This window comes from Streptomyces sp. NPDC104106 (assembly GCF_055584345.1).
The window spans coordinates 150,199-165,559 of sequence record NZ_JBVJMF010000011.1; the positions used below are offsets into that span (position 1 = coordinate 150,199).

The following is a 15,361-nucleotide window of genomic DNA, read 5'->3' on the forward strand; positions in this document are numbered from 1 at the left end:
CCGCCGCGCGAGCGGGGCGGCCGTACCGGACCGGACAGCTGCGGCCCGTCAGACCTTTGAGGGAGAACGCGATGAGCGCACCCGACGGCAGCCCGGTCGGCGCCGAACGCAGCATCGGCCAGCTGTTCGCCTCGGCGACGACCGAATTGTCGGCGCTGGTGCACGACGAGATCGCGCTGGCCAAAGCCCAGCTGAAGCAGGACGTGAAGAAGGGCGCGGTCAGCGGCGGCGCCTTCTCGATGGCGGGCATGGTGCTGCTGTTCTCCCTGCCGATGCTCAACTTCGCCCTCGCCTACGGCATCCGGACCTGGAGCGGCTGGAACCTGGCGATCTGCTTCGTGCTGTCCTTCGCGGCCAACGTGGTGGTCGCCGGGCTGCTCGGGCTCCTCGGCCTGGTCTTCGCGAAGAAGGCCAAGAAGAGCAAGGGCCCGCAGAAGGTGGCCGCGTCGATGAAGGAGACGGCGGGCGTCCTGCAGAACGCCAAGCCCCACCCGCGCGCCGAACTGCCCGAGGACCGTGGTCCCGCCGCCATCGAAGCTGTGGCACGCTCGTCGTCATGACCGACCCCGCCCCCTCGGCCGTACGGATCGAAGGCCCCTGGACGCACCGGGACGTCGCCGCCAACGGCGCGCGCTTCCACATCGCCGAACTCGGCGACGGCCCGCTGGTGCTGCTGCTGCACGGCTTCCCGCAGTTCTGGTGGACGTGGCGCCACCAGCTGACGGCGCTCGCGGACGCGGGATACCGGGCGGTGGCCATGGACCTGCGGGGCGTCGGCGGCAGCGACCGCACGCCCCGCGGGTACGACCCCGCGAACCTCGCGCTGGACATCACCGGCGTGATCCGCTCGCTCGGCGAGCCGGACGCGGCGCTGGTAGGCCATGACCTGGGCGGCTACCTGGCGTGGACGGCGGCGGCGATGCGGCCCAAGCTCGTACGCCGGCTCGCCGTGGTGTCGATGCCCCATCCGCGGCGCTGGCGAGCGGCCATGCTGCGCGACGCGAGGCAGACGGCCGCCAACTCCTACATCTGGGGCTTCCAGCGGCCGTGGCTTCCGGAACATCAACTCACCGCGGACGACGGGGCACTGGTGGGCCGGCTGATCCGGGAGTGGTCCGGGCCGCGCGCGCCGGAGGACGAGGCGGTGGCGGCGTACCAGCGGGCCATGTGCATCCCCTCGACCGCGCACTGCTCGATCGAGCCGTACCGCTGGCTGGTCCGCTCGCTGGCCCGCCCGGACGGCATCCAGTTCAACCGCCGTATGAAACGACCCGTTCGGGTGCCCACCCTGCATCTGCACGGTTCACTCGACCCGGTGACCCGCACCCGCAGCTCGGCCGGCTCCGGCGAGTACGTCGAAGCCCCGTACCGCTGGCGGCTGTTCGACGGCCTCGGGCACTTCCCCCACGAGGAGGACCCGGTGGCGTTCTCCACGGAACTCGTCAACTGGCTGAAGGACCCCGAGCCCGACCGGTGACGGTATGCCGGTGACCGTACGGTGACGGGTCCGATGCGCGGAGTATCCGCTTCCTGAACACTTGTCCTTCGAACAGCCACATGCCTGCCGCATAGGCCAATTGGGGGGCGCACAAGCGGTTATCGACCTTCTGGTGGGGCACACGTCGGGGTATGGGCTGGACGCACGACAGTGACGCACCCCGCAACCGCCGCTCCGCCGCCGGGCTGGGCACGCCTCAGCGGGGTACCCCCCAACTGGCGGAAGCAGACCTGCGGGTGGGGATTCCGCGCATCCTGCGCCGCCGGGCCCGCTGGGTCTCGGTGCGGCTGCGTCACCCGCGCGGCTGAGCGCTTCCGCGACGCGTCACAGGGCGCAGCTGTCCGTTCCCACTTCCTCGGTCGCCCTGCGCCCCCGGTCGACGTCGGGGCGGATCTCGTCCGCCGTGAGGGCGTAGCCCGTCTCGGCGTCGTCGAGCGACTTGGCGAACACGACGCCGTAGACCCGGCCGTCGGGGGTGAGCAGCGGGCCGCCCGAGTTGCCCTGGCGGACGGTCGTGTACAGCGAGTACACGTCACGGCTGACCGTGCCGCGGTGGTAGATGTCCGGGCCGTTGGCCGTGATGCGCCCGCGCACGCGCGCGGCGCGTACGTCGTACGAGCCGTTCTCGGGGAAGCCCGCGACGATCGCGCCGTCCCCGCCGGACGCCTCCTGCCCGGAGAACCGCAGCGCGGTCGCCCGCAGGTCCGGTACGTCGAGCACGGCGATGTCGCGCTTCCAGTCGTACAGGACGACCTTGGCGGCGTACTTTCGGCCCTCTCCGCCGATCTGCACGGTGGGCGCGTCGACGCCGCCGACCACGTGCGCGTTGGTCATGACCCGGCGGTCGGCGAAGACGAAGCCGGAGCCCTCCAGGACCTTGCCGCAGCTCTGGGCGGTGCCGGTGACCTTGACGATCGAGCGCTCGGCGCGGGTGGCGACCGGGCTGCCGGCGAGAGCCGGGTCGGGCGGCTGGACGTCCTTGATCGGCTCGTTGGCGAAGGGGCTGAAGACCTGCGGGAAGCCGTTCTGCGCGAGGACGGAGGAGAAGTCGGCGAACCAGGTGTTCGCCTGCCCGGGCAGCGCCCGGGAGACGCCGAGGAGCACCTTGGAGCTGCGGAACTCCTTGCCGAGCGTCGGCAGCGTCGTACCGGCGAGGGCGGAGCCGATCACCCAGGCGACCAGCAGCATCGCGACGACGTTGACGAGCGCGCCGCCGGTGGCGTCCAGGGCGCGGGCCGGGGACCAGGTGATGTACCGGCGCAGCTTGTTGCCGAGGTGGGTGGTCAGGGCCTGGCCGACGGAGGCGCAGACGATGATGACGACCACGGCGACCACGGCCGCGGTGGTGCCGACGCTCGCCTTGTCGGTCACGGCGTCCCAGATGACGGGCAGCGCGTACACGGCGGCGGCACCGCCCCCGAGGAAGCCGATCACCGACAGGATGCCGACGACGAAGCCCTGGCGGTAGCCCACGATCGCGAACCACACGGCCGCGAGCAGCAACAGGATGTCCAGCGCGTTCACTGATTCAGGCCTCGCCCATTCCACTCCGCTGTCCGCGGCTCGGACGGGGGTCCGGCCCGCCACGTAGGGGCAGAGGGACACGGCGTCCCCCGGATAGACACAGCACGGTGGACACCCTGTCACGACCGCCAGTCGAGTGGGACCCGCTTCTCTCTGTCCCAGGGGCGCTCCCAGCCCGCGAAATGCAGCAGGCGGTCGATCACTCCGGCCGTGAAGCCCCACACGAGGGCCGATTCGACCAGGAATGCCGGACCTCGGTGGCCGCTGGGGTGGACGGCGGTGGCGCGGTTGGCGGGGTCCGTGAGATCCGCCACGGGGACCGTGAAGACCCGCGCGGTCTCGTTCGGGTCGACGACGCCGACCGGGCTGGGCTCGCGCCACCAGCCGAGCACGGGGGTGACGACGAAGCCGCTGACGGGGATGTAGAGCGCGGGCAGCACGCCGAAGAGCTGGACCCCGGACGGGTCGAGGCCGGTCTCCTCCTCGGCCTCGCGCAGCGCGGCCCGCAGCGGCCCGTCGGTGAGCGGGTCGCCGTCCTCGGGGTCGAGCGCGCCGCCCGGGAAGGACGGCTGCCCGGCGTGCGAGCGCAGGGAGCCGGCACGCTCCATGAGCAGCAGCTCGGGGCCGCGCGCCCCCTCGCCGAACAGGATCAGCACCGCCGACTTCCGCCCCGAGCCGTTCTCCGGCGGCAGGAAGCGGCTCAGCTGGCCCGGCTCGACCGTCTCGGCCGCCTGCACCACCGGCGCCAGCCAGGGCGGCAGCCCCTCCTTGCTGAGCGTCACGGCACCGCTGCGCGCCTCACCGGCCTTCGTCATCGCCACCCCCCTCTGCCTGCACAACGCCCGAGGGCCCCGAGATCGTTCCGTCACGCTGCCCCCAGCGGCGGGGCCGGTGTGCCGCCCGCGTCGAGGTACGCCTGCGGGGGCTTCAGGCGCTGGCCGGGGAAGCCGCCCTTCTCGTACTTCAGGAGCTTCCTCGCCTTGTCCGGATCGGTCTCGCCCTCGCCGTAGGCGGGGCAGAGCGGGGCGATCGGGCAGGCGCCGCAGGCGGGCTTGCGGGCGTGGCAGATCCGGCGGCCGTGCCAGATGACGTGGTGGGACAGATCGGTCCACTCGCTCTTCGGGAACAGCGCGCCGACGGCGGCCTCGATCTTGTCGGGGTCGGTCTCGTCGGTCCACCGCCAGCGCCGTACGAGCCGCTGGAAATGGGTGTCCACGGTGATCCCCGGGCGCCCGAAGGCGTTGCCGAGCACGACGAAGGCGGTCTTGCGGCCGACGCCGGGCAGCTTGACCAGGTCCTCAAGCCGCCCGGGCACCTCGCCGCCGAAGTCCTCGGCGAGGGCCTTGGAGAGCCCTATGACCGACCTGGTCTTGGCCCGGAAGAAGCCGCAGGGACGCAGGATCTCCTCGACCTCCTCCGGATTGGCGGCGGCCAGGTCCTCGGGAGTCGGGTACCGGGCGAAGAGCGCCGGGGTCGTCTGGTTGACGCGCAGGTCGGTGGTCTGGGCGGACAGCACCGTGGCGACGAGCAGCTGGAAGGGGTTCTCGAAGTCCAGCTCGGGGTGGGCGTACGGGTACACCTCGGCCAGCTCGCGGTTGATGCGGCGGGCGCGGCGGACCAGGGCGGTGCGGGACTCGGGCGCCGGGGGCTTCACCGCGACCTTTCTGACGGGCACGGCCTTCTTCACGGCGACCCGCTCCCCGGTCGCCGCGGCCACGGCCTTCTTCGCCGCCACCGCCTTCTTCGCCCCGACCGCCTTCTTCGCTCCTACGGCCTTCTGGGCCGCCGTGGCCTTTTCGGGCGCCGCCTTCTTCGCGGTGGCCTTTTTGACCGTTTTTCCGGTTTTCTTACTATCTTCAGGACTCTGTTCGCCCACAGCGGAATCGCGACGTACAACCACCCGCTAAGCCCCCTCGGCCTGTGCTCTCACCGGTGATTTGGACACCCGGCCAGCCTAGAGCCCCCCACTGACATCCGCCCCGGACCCACAGGATCGGCCCCCGATTGGACCCCTGACGCTTACCTCGGGACACCTGTGCGGCATCCTTGTGACAGATCACACTGTTTGGACCGTCCGGCAAAATGGGGAGCACGGTCCCCTGGTACACCGGGGGAACAAGATCCCCTGAGCAGGTCGACAAGGGAGAGAACTCGTGGACGACGTTCTGCGGCGCAACCCGCTCTTCGCGGCGCTCGACGACGAGCAGGCCGCGGAGCTCCGCGCCTCCATGAGTGAGGTGACCCTCGCGCGCGGTGACTCACTGTTCCACGAGGGCGACCCCGGTGACCGGCTCTACGTCGTCACCGAGGGCAAGGTCAAGCTGCACCGCACCTCCCCCGACGGCCGCGAGAACATGCTCGCCGTCGTCGGCCCCGGTGAGCTGATCGGCGAGCTGTCGCTGTTCGACCCCGGCCCCCGTACGGCCACCGCGACCGCGCTGACCGAGGTCAAGCTGCTCGGCCTCGGCCACGGCGACCTCCAGCCCTGGCTCAACGCCCGACCCGAGGTGGCCGGCGCCCTGCTGCGCGCCGTCGCCCGCCGGCTGCGCAAGACCAACGACGCCATGTCCGACCTGGTCTTCTCCGACGTCCCCGGCCGCGTGGCCCGCGCCCTGCTGGACCTCTCGCGCCGCTTCGGCGTGCAGTCCGAGGAGGGCATCCACGTCGTCCACGACCTCACGCAGGAGGAGCTGGCCCAGTTGGTCGGCGCCTCGCGCGAGACCGTGAACAAGGCACTGGCGGACTTCGCCCAGCGCGGGTGGCTCCGCCTGGAGGCGCGGGCCGTGATCCTGCTGGACGTGGAGCGGCTCGCCAAGCGCTCCCGCTGAGGCACCCGGGGCACACCGCCCCAGCTCCCTCGGGGTCCTCGGGTGACGGACACCGGCCGGGCGGAGTTACCCCGCCTGTCACCCGCTGTCAGCCGAAAATCAACTGCCCCGGGCAGGACCGCGCGGGACAGTTGTCCCATGGCTGACACGATCTGCCGTCCCGGCCTCGATCCCCTGGGCTTCATCGCGCGCGAAGGCTCCCTCGCGCGCGTGCCCGACGCCTTCCGCCCGGTGGTGGCGGACGCGCGCGACCGGCTCCTGGACCTCTTCGGCCGACGGCTGCACAGCGCGTACCTCTACGGGTCGATCCCGCGCGGCACCGCGCGCGTGGGACGCAGCGACCTCGACCTGTTCGTCGCCCTGCGGCAGGAGCCGTCCGACGCCGACCGGGAGGCCGTACGCGCGCTCGGCGAGGCCGTCGACAAGGAGTTCGCGCAGATCGACGGCGTCGGCACACTGCTGTACGGCCGGGACCGGCTGCTGAGCGAGCAGGAGCGGTACGACCTGGGCTGGTTCGTCGCCTGTCTGTGCACCCCGCTGCTCGGCGACGACCTCGCCGAGTACCTGCCGCGCTACCGGCCCGACTCCCTGCTGGCCCGCGAGACCAACGGCGACCTGGCCCGGTGGCTGCCTCGCTGGCGGGAGCGGATCGCGGGGGCGCGGGACACCGAGGAGGCCCGGCGTCCCCTCGTGCGCTTCATGTCCCGCCACCTCGTGCGCACCGGCTTCACGCTGGTCATGCCCCGCTGGAACGGCTGGACCAGCGATCTGCGGGAGATGGCGGAGGTGTGCGGCGGCTACTACCCCGAGTGGGCGGCACAGCTGCGCACGGCGGCGGAGTACGGCCACGAGCCCGTCGGCGACCCGGAGGTGCTGCGGACGTACGTGGACGACCTCGGCCCCTGGCTCGCCGGCGAGTACGCGCGCGTGCACGGCGTCAAAGCGCCGAGATCCGAGTGAGCCGGGTCGTGAGGCGGGGCTAGATCAGCCCGTGCTCGCTCAGGTAGTCCAGCTGGGCCCGTACCGACAGCTCCGCCGCCGGCCACAGGGAGCGGTCCACGTCGGCGTAGACGTGGGCGACGACCTCGGCCGGGGTGCGGTAGCCGTCCTCGACGGCCGTCTCCACCTGGGCGAGGCGGTGGGCGCGGTGGGCGAGGTAGAACTCGACGGCGCCCTGGGCGTCCTCCAGGACCGGCCCGTGGCCCGGCAGAACCGTGCGGACGCCGTCGTCGACGGTCAGGGAGCGCAGCCGCCGCAGGGAGTCCAGGTAGTCGCCCAGGCGGCCGTCGGGGTGCGCCACCACCGTCGTACCGCGCCCGAGGACGGTGTCACCGGTCAGCACCGCCCGGTCGGCCGGGAGGTGGAAGCTCAGCGAGTCCGCGGTGTGCCCGGGAGTCGGCACGACCCGCAGCTCCAGGCCGCCGGTGGTGACGACGTCCCCGGCGGCCAGACCCTCGTCGCCGAGGCGCAGCGCCGGATCGAGGGCACGCACGCGCGTGCCGGTCAGTTCCGCGAACCGGGCGGCACCCTCGGCGTGGTCCGGGTGGCCGTGGGTGAGCAGGGTCAGGGCTATGCGCCTGCCGGCCTTCTCGGCGGTGTCCACGACCGCGCGGAGATGGCCGTCGTCCAGCGGGCCGGGGTCGATGACCACGGCCAGGTCGGAGTCGGGTTCGGCGACGATCCAGGTGTTGGTGCCGTCCAGGGTCATCGCGGAGGCGTTGGGCGCGAGGACGTTGACGGCCCGTTCGGTGGCGGGCCCGGAGACCACCGCGCCGCGGGGCTGGCCGGGCAGTGTGCCGGCGTCGGTCATGCGGGGCCTCCAGCGGTCGGACCGGGCGTCGTCGGGACGTGCTTGGTGAACTCCTCGTACCCCGGCCAGGACAGCACGATCTCGCCGTCCACCAGGCGGGCACCGGCCATCACCGGGGTCATGTCGCGCGCGGGGGCGGCGTCGAGCGCCTCGGCGGCACTGGCGTACGGGAGCAGCTGGCGCAGGGTGGCGATGGTGGGCGGCATCATCAGCAGCTCGCCCTTGTCGTATCCGGCGGCCGCCTCGCTCGGGCGGATCCACACCGTGCGGTCGGCCTCCGTGGAGGCGTTGCGGGTGCGCTGCCCCCGCGGGAGCACGGCCACGAAGAACCAGGTGTCGTAGCGGCGGGCCTCGAACTCCGGGGTGATCCAGCGGGTCCAGGCGCCCAGCAGGTCAGAGCGCAGCACCAGTCCGCGCCGGTCGAGGAACTCGGCGAAGGACAGCTCGCGCGCGACCAGCGCGGCCCGGTCCGCCTCCCAGTCCGCACCGGTGGTGTCGCCGACGACCGAGTCCGCGCCGGGCCCGGCGAGCAGCACGCCCGCCTCCTCGTAGGTCTCACGGACGGCCGCGCACACGATCGCCTGGGCGCCCGCCTCGTCGACCCCGAGCCGCTCGGCCCACCACGCGCGCGTGGGGCCCGCCCAGCGCACCAGCCGGTCGTCGTCGCGCGGGTCGACACCACCCCCGGGATACGCGTACGCGCCTCCGGCGAAAGCCATGGAGGCGCGTCTGCGCAGCATGTGGACCATGGGGCCGTCCGGCGTGTCCTTCAGGAGCAGCACCGTGGCCGCGCGCCGGGGGGACACCGGGGTGAGGGTGCCGTCCGCGAGCGCGCGGATGCGGTCCGGCCACTCCGCGGGGTACCACTGACCGTTCGCCATGGCCGGAGGCTATCCCGTGTAGGGCGAATGTTCGAGGGGTGCCCGAGGTCAGCGGGGGTACGGCGGGTTACTGGGCGAGTTCCACCTGGATCTCGACCTCGACCGGCGCGTCCAGCGGCAGCACCGCGACGCCGACCGCGCTGCGCGCGTGCACGCCCTTCTCGCCGAGCACCTCGCCGAGCAGTTCGCTGGCGCCGTTGACGACACCGGGCTGCCCGGTGAAGTCGGACGCGGAGGCCACGAACCCGACGACCTTCACCACGCGCGCGATGCGGTCCAGGTCACCCGCGACGGACTTCACGGCGGCCAGCGCGTTCAGCGCGCAGACGCGGGCGAGGTCCTTGGCCTCCTCGGGCGTCACCTCGGCGCCCACCTTGCCGGTGACCGGCAGCTTGCCCTCGACCATCGGCAGCTGGCCGGCGGTGTACACGTACACGCCGGACTGCACGGCCGGCTGGTACGCGGCCAGCGGCGGCACGACCTCCGGCAACGTCAGGCCCAGGGCGGCCAGCTTGGCCTCGACCGCGCTCACGCCTGCTTCTCCCGCTTCAGGTAGGCCACGAGCTGCTCGGCGTTGGGCCCGGGCACGACCTGGACGAGCTCCCAGCCGTCCTCCCCCCAGTTGTCCAGAATCTGCTTCGTGGCGTGGACGAGCAGCGGCACGGTTGCGTATTCCCACTTGGTCATGGGGCCGACTGTAGCCGCTGCGGCGGGCGGGGCCGTGACCTGCGTTATCCACAGCCTCCCGCGTGAGTGTCGGCCGGACTGGTTAGTCTCGAAGACGTGAGCAGGCTCCAGGTCGTCAGCGGCAAGGGCGGGACCGGAAAGACGACGGTCGCCGCCGCACTCGCGCTGGCCCTCGCGACGGAGGGGAAGCGGACGCTTCTCGTGGAGGTCGAGGGCCGGCAGGGCATCGCCCAGCTCTTCGAGACGGAGGCGTTGCCGTACGAGGAGCGCAAGATCGCGGTGGCTCCGGGCGGCGGGGAGGTGTACGCACTCGCCATCGATCCGGAACTGGCCCTGTTGGACTACCTCCAGATGTTCTACAAACTGGGCGGAGCCGGCCGGGCCCTGAAGAAGCTCGGCGCCATCGACTTCGCCACCACGATCGCGCCCGGCATCAGGGACGTGCTCCTGACCGGCAAGGCGTGCGAGGCGGTGCGCCGCAAGGACCGCTCGGGAAGGTTCGTCTACGACTACGTCGTCATGGACGCCCCGCCGACGGGCCGGGTCACCCGCTTCCTGAACGTGAACGACGAGGTGGCGGGCCTTGCGAAGATCGGCCCGATACACAATCAGGCACAGGCGGTGATGCGGGTGCTGAAGTCCCCGGAGACGGCCGTGCACCTGGTGACGCTGCTGGAGGAGATGCCGGTCCAGGAGACCGCCGACGGCATCGCCGAACTCCGCGCGGCACGGCTTCCGGTGGGCCGCGTCATCGTGAACATGGTCCGGCCGGAGGTGTTGGACGCGGTCGACCTGGAACTCGTACGGAGCGTGGAGCGTTCCTCGGTCGCTCAGGCGCTCTCGGCAGCCGGGCTCGGCGGGGCCCGGCGGGGCGGCAACGCCGAGAAGCTGGTGGACCCGCTGCTGCGGCAGGCCGCGGAGTACGCCGAGCGGTACGCCCTGGAGCAGGAGCAGCGCGCCGTCCTCGGCGAGCTGGACCTGCCCCTGGGCGAACTGCCCCTGCTCGCCGAGGGCATGGACCTGGCGGGGCTGTACGAACTCGCCACCGAGCTGCGGAAGCAGGGGTTGTCATGAGTCCGGACCGGCCCGGGACGCACGAAGCCCAGGCACAGGACAAGGGGGACAAGACGGATAAGGGGGACAAGGGGCGCCGTCTCTCCCCCGCGTGCGTGCTGGACGTCGACCCGCTGCTGGACGACCCGAAGACCCGGATCGTGGTGTGCTGCGGCTCGGGCGGGGTCGGCAAGACGACGACCGCGGCGGCGCTCGGCCTGCGGGCCGCCGAGCGGGGCCGCAAGGTGGTGGTGCTGACCATCGACCCGGCCCGCAGGCTGGCCCAGTCGATGGGCATCGACTCGCTCGACAACGTCCCGCGCCGGGTGAAGGGCACCGAGGGCGACGGCGAACTGCACGCCATGATGCTCGACATGAAGCGCACCTTCGACGAGGTCGTGGAGGCGCACGCGGACCCTGAGCGGGCGGCCGCGATCCTGGCCAACCCCTTCTACCAGTCGCTCTCGGCGGGCTTCGCGGGCACGCAGGAGTACATGGCGATGGAGAAGCTGGGCCAGTTGCGCGCGAAGGACGAGTGGGACCTGATCGTGGTCGACACCCCGCCGTCCCGTTCCGCGCTGGACTTCCTGGACGCGCCCAAGCGGCTCGGCTCCTTCCTCGACGGCCGCCTCATCCGCCTGCTGACGGCCCCCGCCAAGCTGGGCGGCCGCGCGGGCATGGCCTTCCTGAACGTCGGCATGTCGATGATGACCGGCACGCTGGGCAAGTTGCTGGGCGGCCAACTGCTCAAGGACGTCCAGACGTTCGTGTCCGCGATGGACACGACCTTCGGGGGCTTCCGTACGCGCGCGGACGCCACGTACAAGCTGCTCCAGGCGCCCGGCACGGCGTTCCTGGTGGTCGCCGCCCCGGAGCGGGACGCGTTGCGCGAGGCGGCGTACTTCGTGGAGCGGCTGGCCGCGGAGAAGATGCCGTTGGTCGGCCTGGTGCTCAACCGCGTCCACGACAGCGGGGCCGACGGGCTGTCGGCCGAGCGGGCCCTCGCCGCCGCGGAAAATCTTGAGGACCCCCGCATTGTCGATCAGGGGGGCGGGAAAGCTGGACTTCGTAACTCTCCCGACACGTACGGCAGTTCACAATCTCCCGCATCATCTCCCGCAGCCGAGGCCGAGAGCGGCACCCCTGCTTCCAAGGAAGGCTCCCCCGCCGACGCGGAGCGCCCCGTCGACCGGCTCACCGCGGGACTGCTCAGACTGCACGCCGATCGCATGCAGCTGCTCGCACGCGAGCAGCGCACCCGCGACCGTTTCACCGCCCGCCACCCCGAGGTGGCGGTCGTGGAAGTACCCGCACTGCCCGGCGACGTGCACGATCTCGCGGGCCTGCGGGACATCGGCAACCGCCTGGCCGCGGGTGCGCAGCGCGCCGACGGCGAGGAACGGTGAGTGCGCGAGCAACGTGGTCGAGTGAGGGCGCGGTCGAGCGACCGTACGGCCGCGTAAGCCTGCGGCAGCGTGAGCCTCGCGGCGGGGCGGCCCTGGGGCCACGGTGAGCGCGCACGTGAGGAGCCGGGCGGGTCGGGTCGTACGCGCGCAGGCACTTGCGCACAACGTATGCCCCGCGGAAGGCGTCCACGCCAACGGCGCACGACGACGAGGCGGACGGGTGCGGGCCGGGCGGCAGGCCGCCCCCGGCGGGGCGGGCCGCAGGCCGATCGCGCGTCCCCAGGTCAAGGCCCGATCGGCGCTTGCCAAGCCCCTTGGCTTCCCGCGGCCCGTAGCCCTGCGCTTGCATGGCCCTGCGGCTCACGCGCCCCTTGCAGCCCAGTGGCCCTGCGGCCCCACGCCTCCCGGCGTTCCCTCGGGGCCTCCCGGGGTTTGTCCAGTCGTACGCCGGAGCGCATCTCCTCGCGCATACCGGAGGGAGTTGCCCTCAGCTGACCGCCGCGTAGTGCTCGTACACCTCGTCGTTGTCGAGGGGCACGATTCCGGTGCCGCGCTCGTACTCCGAGCGGGCGGTCTCCAGCAGCCTGCGCCAGGAGGTCACTGTGGGCCGCCGGCGCAGCAGTGCGCGGCGCTCCCGCTCCGTCATGCCTCCCCACACGCCGAACTCGACGCGATTGTCCAGCGCATCGGCCAGGCATTCCGTGCGTACCGGACATCCGGTGCACACCGCCTTGGCCCTGTTCTGCGCTGCTCCCTGAACGAACAGTTCATCCGGATCGGTAGTGCGGCAGGCAGCCTGCGCACTCCAGTCGGTTACCCAGCCCATACCGGCGCCGTCCTCTCCCGAATCGAGGCTCCCCCACGGCGGCAGCGGCATATTCACCGCCGCCAGTTGAGGACGTTACGGAAGGCGGGGACAGCGCAACACCCCCTTCGGGCCCAATCTTGAATGGCCCGAACGGACTATGGGTAAGCGGCAGATCACCCGCGGGAGTGAGCTGGCGACATAGGCGACTCTCCCGGCAAACCGGGACAGCCATGGTGCGCCACATCGGACACCGAACGACACACGAGGCGAATTCGGACACGCGCCTCTCGGAGCACCGGGCACGTCCCCGTGGAAAACCCGGCATACGACCGGAACGATTCGGGGTCACCGGACGTATTGATACGTGGCCGCACTGCTGTGACAGTTGAGAGCAGCTTAGGCCAAGGCCTGCGCGCGTGTCCGGCGAATGAGAAGGTAGGCGTCTCGCTTTGCCGTGCCGTGACGGGGCCGCTCCTTCGAAACGCTCACGAGTACGGATTAGGCTGCCCCCATGCCAAAGAAGCGCTCGGGCGGAGGTCTGTCGCCAACGCAGCAGGCCGTCAAGTTCCTCGGTGTCAGCGTGCTCGCCGGAGCCGTGATGGCGGGCATCGCACTGCCCGCCGCCGGCGCGCTCGGCCTCGCGGCCAAGGGATCGGTCCAGAGTTTCGACGACATCCCGGCCAACCTCAAGAGCCCCCAGCTGAGCCAGCGCACGACGATCCTGGACAGCCAGGGCAACCCGATCGCGAGCGTCTACTCCCGCGACCGCACGGTGGTCGACCTCAAGGACATCTCGCCGTACATGCAGAAGGCGATCGTCGCGATCGAGGACTCGCGCTTCTACCAGCACGGCGCCATCGACCTCAAGGGCGTGCTGCGCGCGCTGAACAAGAACGCGCAGTCGGGCGGGGTCGCGCAGGGCGCCTCCACGCTCACCCAGCAGCTGGTGAAGAACTACTTCATCGAGGAGGCCGGCGACGACCCGACGAAGGTCGCCGAGGCCACCCAGCAGACCCTCGGCCGCAAGATCAAGGAGCTGAAGTACGCGATCCAGATCGAGGACAAGCTCGGCAAGAAGAAGATCCTCGAGAACTACCTGAACATCACCTTCTTCGGCGAGCAGGCCTACGGCGTCGAAGCCGCCGCCCAGCGCTACTTCTCCAAGCACGCCAAGGACCTGAACCTCCAGGAGGCGGCGCTGCTCGCGGGCATCGTGCAGTCCCCGACCCGCTACGACCCGGTCAACGACGAGGCGGAGGCCACCAAGCGGCGCAACACCGTGCTGCAGCGCATGGCGGAGGTCGGCGACATCTCCCAGAAGGAGGCCGACCGGGCCAAGCGGACGCCGCTCGGCCTGAATCCGAGCCAGCCGAAGAACGGCTGCATCACGGCGGTGCGCGGTGCGGGCTTCTTCTGTGACTACGTGCGCGACGTCGTCCTGACCGACCCGGTCTTCGGCAGGACCAAGCAGGCCCGGGCCAAGCTCTGGAACCGGGGCGGCCTGACGATCCGTACGACGCTCGACCCGCAGGCCCAGGACTCGGTGCAGTCGTCCGTCAAGGACCACGTCTACCAGTCCGACGCGGTGGCCACGGCCGCCACCATCGTCGAGCCCGGCACCGGCAAGATCCTGGCGATGGGACAGTCCCGCCCGTACGGCTTCGGCAAGGACGAGACACAGATCAACCTGTCCGTGAACCAGGGCATGGGCGGCGGCGCCGGCTACCAGCCCGGTTCGACGTTCAAGCCGATCGTCGCGGCGGCCGCGATCGAGGGCGGCAAGCCCCCGACACAGCAGTACTCGTCGCCGTACGAGATGCCGTACCCGAGCCCCGTGCAGGCGTGCGACGGCAAGGTCTGGCGCAACGACCCGAACAACCCGGCCAAGCTGACGAACGAGAACGAGTCCGAGCGCGGCCCGATGGGCATGAAGGAGGCGACCGCCAAGTCGGTCAACACCTACTACGTGCAGCTGATAAGCGACATCGGCATCTGCCCCGTCACACAGATGGCGCAGAAGATGGGCGTGCGGCGCGCCGACGGCCGCGCGATCGACCAGGCGCCCTCCATCGCGCTCGGCACGCAGGAGATGTCCCCGCTGACGATGGCGAACGCGTACGCCACCTTCGCCTCGCGCGGGATCTACTGCACCCCGGTCGCCATCACGTCGATCACCCAGAAGACCGGCAGCGAGGAGAAGTCCCTGCCGATCCCGAAGTCGACCTGCTCGCGCGCGATGTCCCAGAAGACCGCGGACACCATCAGCACGCTCCTCAAGGGCGTGGTCGAGGACGGCACGGGCCAGGAGGCCGGCCTCGGCAGCCGGCCGAGCGCGGGCAAGACGGGTACGACGGACGAGCGCTACGCGGCCTGGTTCGTCGGCTACACCCCGAACATGGCGGGCTCCGTGTGGGTCGGCGACCCGCAGCACAAGCGCAAGATGATCAACATCACCATCGGCGGCGTCCCGCACGACAAGGTCTACGGCGGTGAGGTACCCGGTCCGATCTGGCGCGACATGATGACCGGCGCGCTCGACGGCAAGCCCGTCCAGGACTTCAACCTGGTCGACATCCCCGACGACAACAACAAGGGGAACGATCAGGGAAAAGGCCAAGGGGGGGCCAACGGCGGCAGGACCGGGGACACAACGGGGGGACTCGGCGGCCTGATCGGCGGACTGACAGTCGGCGGCACCGCTGACGGCGGCGCCACGGGCGGCACCACCGGCGGACCCGTCCCGAACCCGACCTTCTCCCTCCCCGGCGGCTTCATCCAGGGCCAGGGCAACGGGGGGATCAACGGGAACGGCAACGGCAACGGCGGCTGGCCGGGCTAGGCCCGGCGGGGCAGGAGCCGGGCTGGT

Annotated in this window: 16 protein-coding genes; 8 read left to right on the forward strand and 8 right to left on the reverse strand. The window is 71.4% G+C overall.

Features of this window, described 5'->3' with window-relative positions:
- Nucleotides 1–71: 71 nt before the first annotated feature.
- From ACZ60X_RS25530 to ACZ60X_RS25540, 3 genes are all read left to right on the forward strand, one after another.
- Nucleotides 72–560: a phage holin family protein gene (locus tag ACZ60X_RS25530; RefSeq protein WP_469602709.1), complete on the forward strand. Its 489-nt coding sequence runs from the start codon at nucleotides 72–74 to the stop codon at nucleotides 558–560.
- Nucleotides 557–1,477 carry an alpha/beta fold hydrolase gene (locus ACZ60X_RS25535; protein WP_469602712.1) on the forward strand — a complete coding sequence of 307 codons (921 nt, stop codon included), beginning with the start codon at nucleotides 557–559 and terminating at the stop codon, nucleotides 1,475–1,477. The genes ACZ60X_RS25530 and ACZ60X_RS25535 overlap by 4 nt, the downstream gene beginning before the upstream one ends.
- Nucleotides 1,478–1,629: 152 nt before the next feature.
- Entirely contained in the window at nucleotides 1,630–1,806 is a 177-nt protein-coding gene (locus ACZ60X_RS25540) for a hypothetical protein (RefSeq protein WP_469602714.1), read from the forward strand.
- A gap of 16 nt (nucleotides 1,807–1,822) precedes the next feature.
- Here the strand turns inward: ACZ60X_RS25540 and ACZ60X_RS25545 are convergent, their stop codons facing one another.
- The 3 genes from ACZ60X_RS25545 to nth form a co-directional block, all read right to left on the reverse strand.
- Nucleotides 1,823–3,022 (reverse strand): MarP family serine protease, encoded by a 1,200-nt coding sequence (locus tag ACZ60X_RS25545; RefSeq protein WP_469602717.1) that lies wholly within the window; start codon nucleotides 3,020–3,022, stop codon nucleotides 1,823–1,825.
- Nucleotides 3,023–3,141: 119 nt separating this feature from the next.
- Nucleotides 3,142–3,837, reverse strand: coding sequence for an NUDIX hydrolase (locus tag ACZ60X_RS25550; protein WP_469602720.1), 696 nt, complete (start codon nucleotides 3,835–3,837; stop codon nucleotides 3,142–3,144).
- Nucleotides 3,838–3,887: 50 nt separating this feature from the next.
- Nucleotides 3,888–4,898: an endonuclease III gene (nth, locus tag ACZ60X_RS25555; RefSeq protein ID WP_469602723.1), complete on the reverse strand. Its 1,011-nt coding sequence runs from the start codon at nucleotides 4,896–4,898 to the stop codon at nucleotides 3,888–3,890.
- Between the two features lie 277 nt (nucleotides 4,899–5,175).
- Here nth and ACZ60X_RS25560 point away from each other — a divergent pair, with 277 nt between their 5' ends.
- Nucleotides 5,176–5,850, forward strand: a complete 675-nt coding sequence (locus ACZ60X_RS25560) for a Crp/Fnr family transcriptional regulator (protein ID WP_014674022.1) — start codon at nucleotides 5,176–5,178, stop codon at nucleotides 5,848–5,850.
- Between the two features lie 138 nt (nucleotides 5,851–5,988).
- Nucleotides 5,989–6,810: a nucleotidyltransferase domain-containing protein gene (locus ACZ60X_RS25565; protein WP_469602726.1), complete on the forward strand. Its 822-nt coding sequence runs from the start codon at nucleotides 5,989–5,991 to the stop codon at nucleotides 6,808–6,810.
- A 19-nt stretch (nucleotides 6,811–6,829) separates the two neighbouring features.
- Here the strand turns inward: ACZ60X_RS25565 and ACZ60X_RS25570 are convergent, their stop codons facing one another.
- The 4 genes from ACZ60X_RS25570 to ACZ60X_RS25585 form a co-directional block, all read right to left on the reverse strand.
- Nucleotides 6,830–7,660: an MBL fold metallo-hydrolase gene (locus ACZ60X_RS25570; RefSeq protein ID WP_469602729.1), complete on the reverse strand. Its 831-nt coding sequence runs from the start codon at nucleotides 7,658–7,660 to the stop codon at nucleotides 6,830–6,832.
- Nucleotides 7,657–8,541 (reverse strand): NUDIX hydrolase, encoded by an 885-nt coding sequence (locus ACZ60X_RS25575; RefSeq protein ID WP_469602732.1) that lies wholly within the window; start codon nucleotides 8,539–8,541, stop codon nucleotides 7,657–7,659. Before ACZ60X_RS25575 ends, ACZ60X_RS25570 begins: the two co-directional genes overlap by 4 nt.
- Before the next feature lie 67 nt (nucleotides 8,542–8,608).
- Nucleotides 8,609–9,073, reverse strand: a complete 465-nt coding sequence (locus tag ACZ60X_RS25580; protein WP_469602735.1) for a RidA family protein — start codon at nucleotides 9,071–9,073, stop codon at nucleotides 8,609–8,611.
- On the reverse strand, nucleotides 9,070–9,228 hold the full coding sequence (locus tag ACZ60X_RS25585; RefSeq protein WP_469602737.1) for a DUF4177 domain-containing protein: 159 nt from the start codon (nucleotides 9,226–9,228) through the stop codon (nucleotides 9,070–9,072). Before ACZ60X_RS25585 ends, ACZ60X_RS25580 begins: the two co-directional genes overlap by 4 nt.
- Before the next feature lie 96 nt (nucleotides 9,229–9,324).
- Between ACZ60X_RS25585 and bagA the strand changes: the two genes are divergently transcribed.
- The gene (bagA, locus tag ACZ60X_RS25590; RefSeq protein WP_469602739.1) at nucleotides 9,325–10,302 is read left to right on the forward strand and encodes an ATPase BagA; all 978 of its coding nucleotides are present in this window, start codon (nucleotides 9,325–9,327) and stop codon (nucleotides 10,300–10,302) included.
- Entirely contained in the window at nucleotides 10,299–11,687 is a 1,389-nt protein-coding gene (bagB, locus tag ACZ60X_RS25595; protein WP_469602742.1) for an ATPase BagB, read from the forward strand. Before bagA ends, bagB begins: the two co-directional genes overlap by 4 nt.
- Before the next feature lie 487 nt (nucleotides 11,688–12,174).
- Here bagB and wblA read toward each other — a convergent pair whose 3' ends face one another.
- On the reverse strand, nucleotides 12,175–12,513 hold the full coding sequence (gene wblA / locus ACZ60X_RS25600; protein ID WP_361446192.1) for a transcriptional regulator WblA: 339 nt from the start codon (nucleotides 12,511–12,513) through the stop codon (nucleotides 12,175–12,177).
- A gap of 493 nt (nucleotides 12,514–13,006) precedes the next feature.
- On the opposite strand from wblA, the gene ACZ60X_RS25605 reads away from it, so the two are divergent.
- Nucleotides 13,007–15,334, forward strand: coding sequence for a transglycosylase domain-containing protein (locus tag ACZ60X_RS25605; protein ID WP_469602744.1), 2,328 nt, complete (start codon nucleotides 13,007–13,009; stop codon nucleotides 15,332–15,334).
- Nucleotides 15,335–15,361 lie beyond the last annotated feature (27 nt).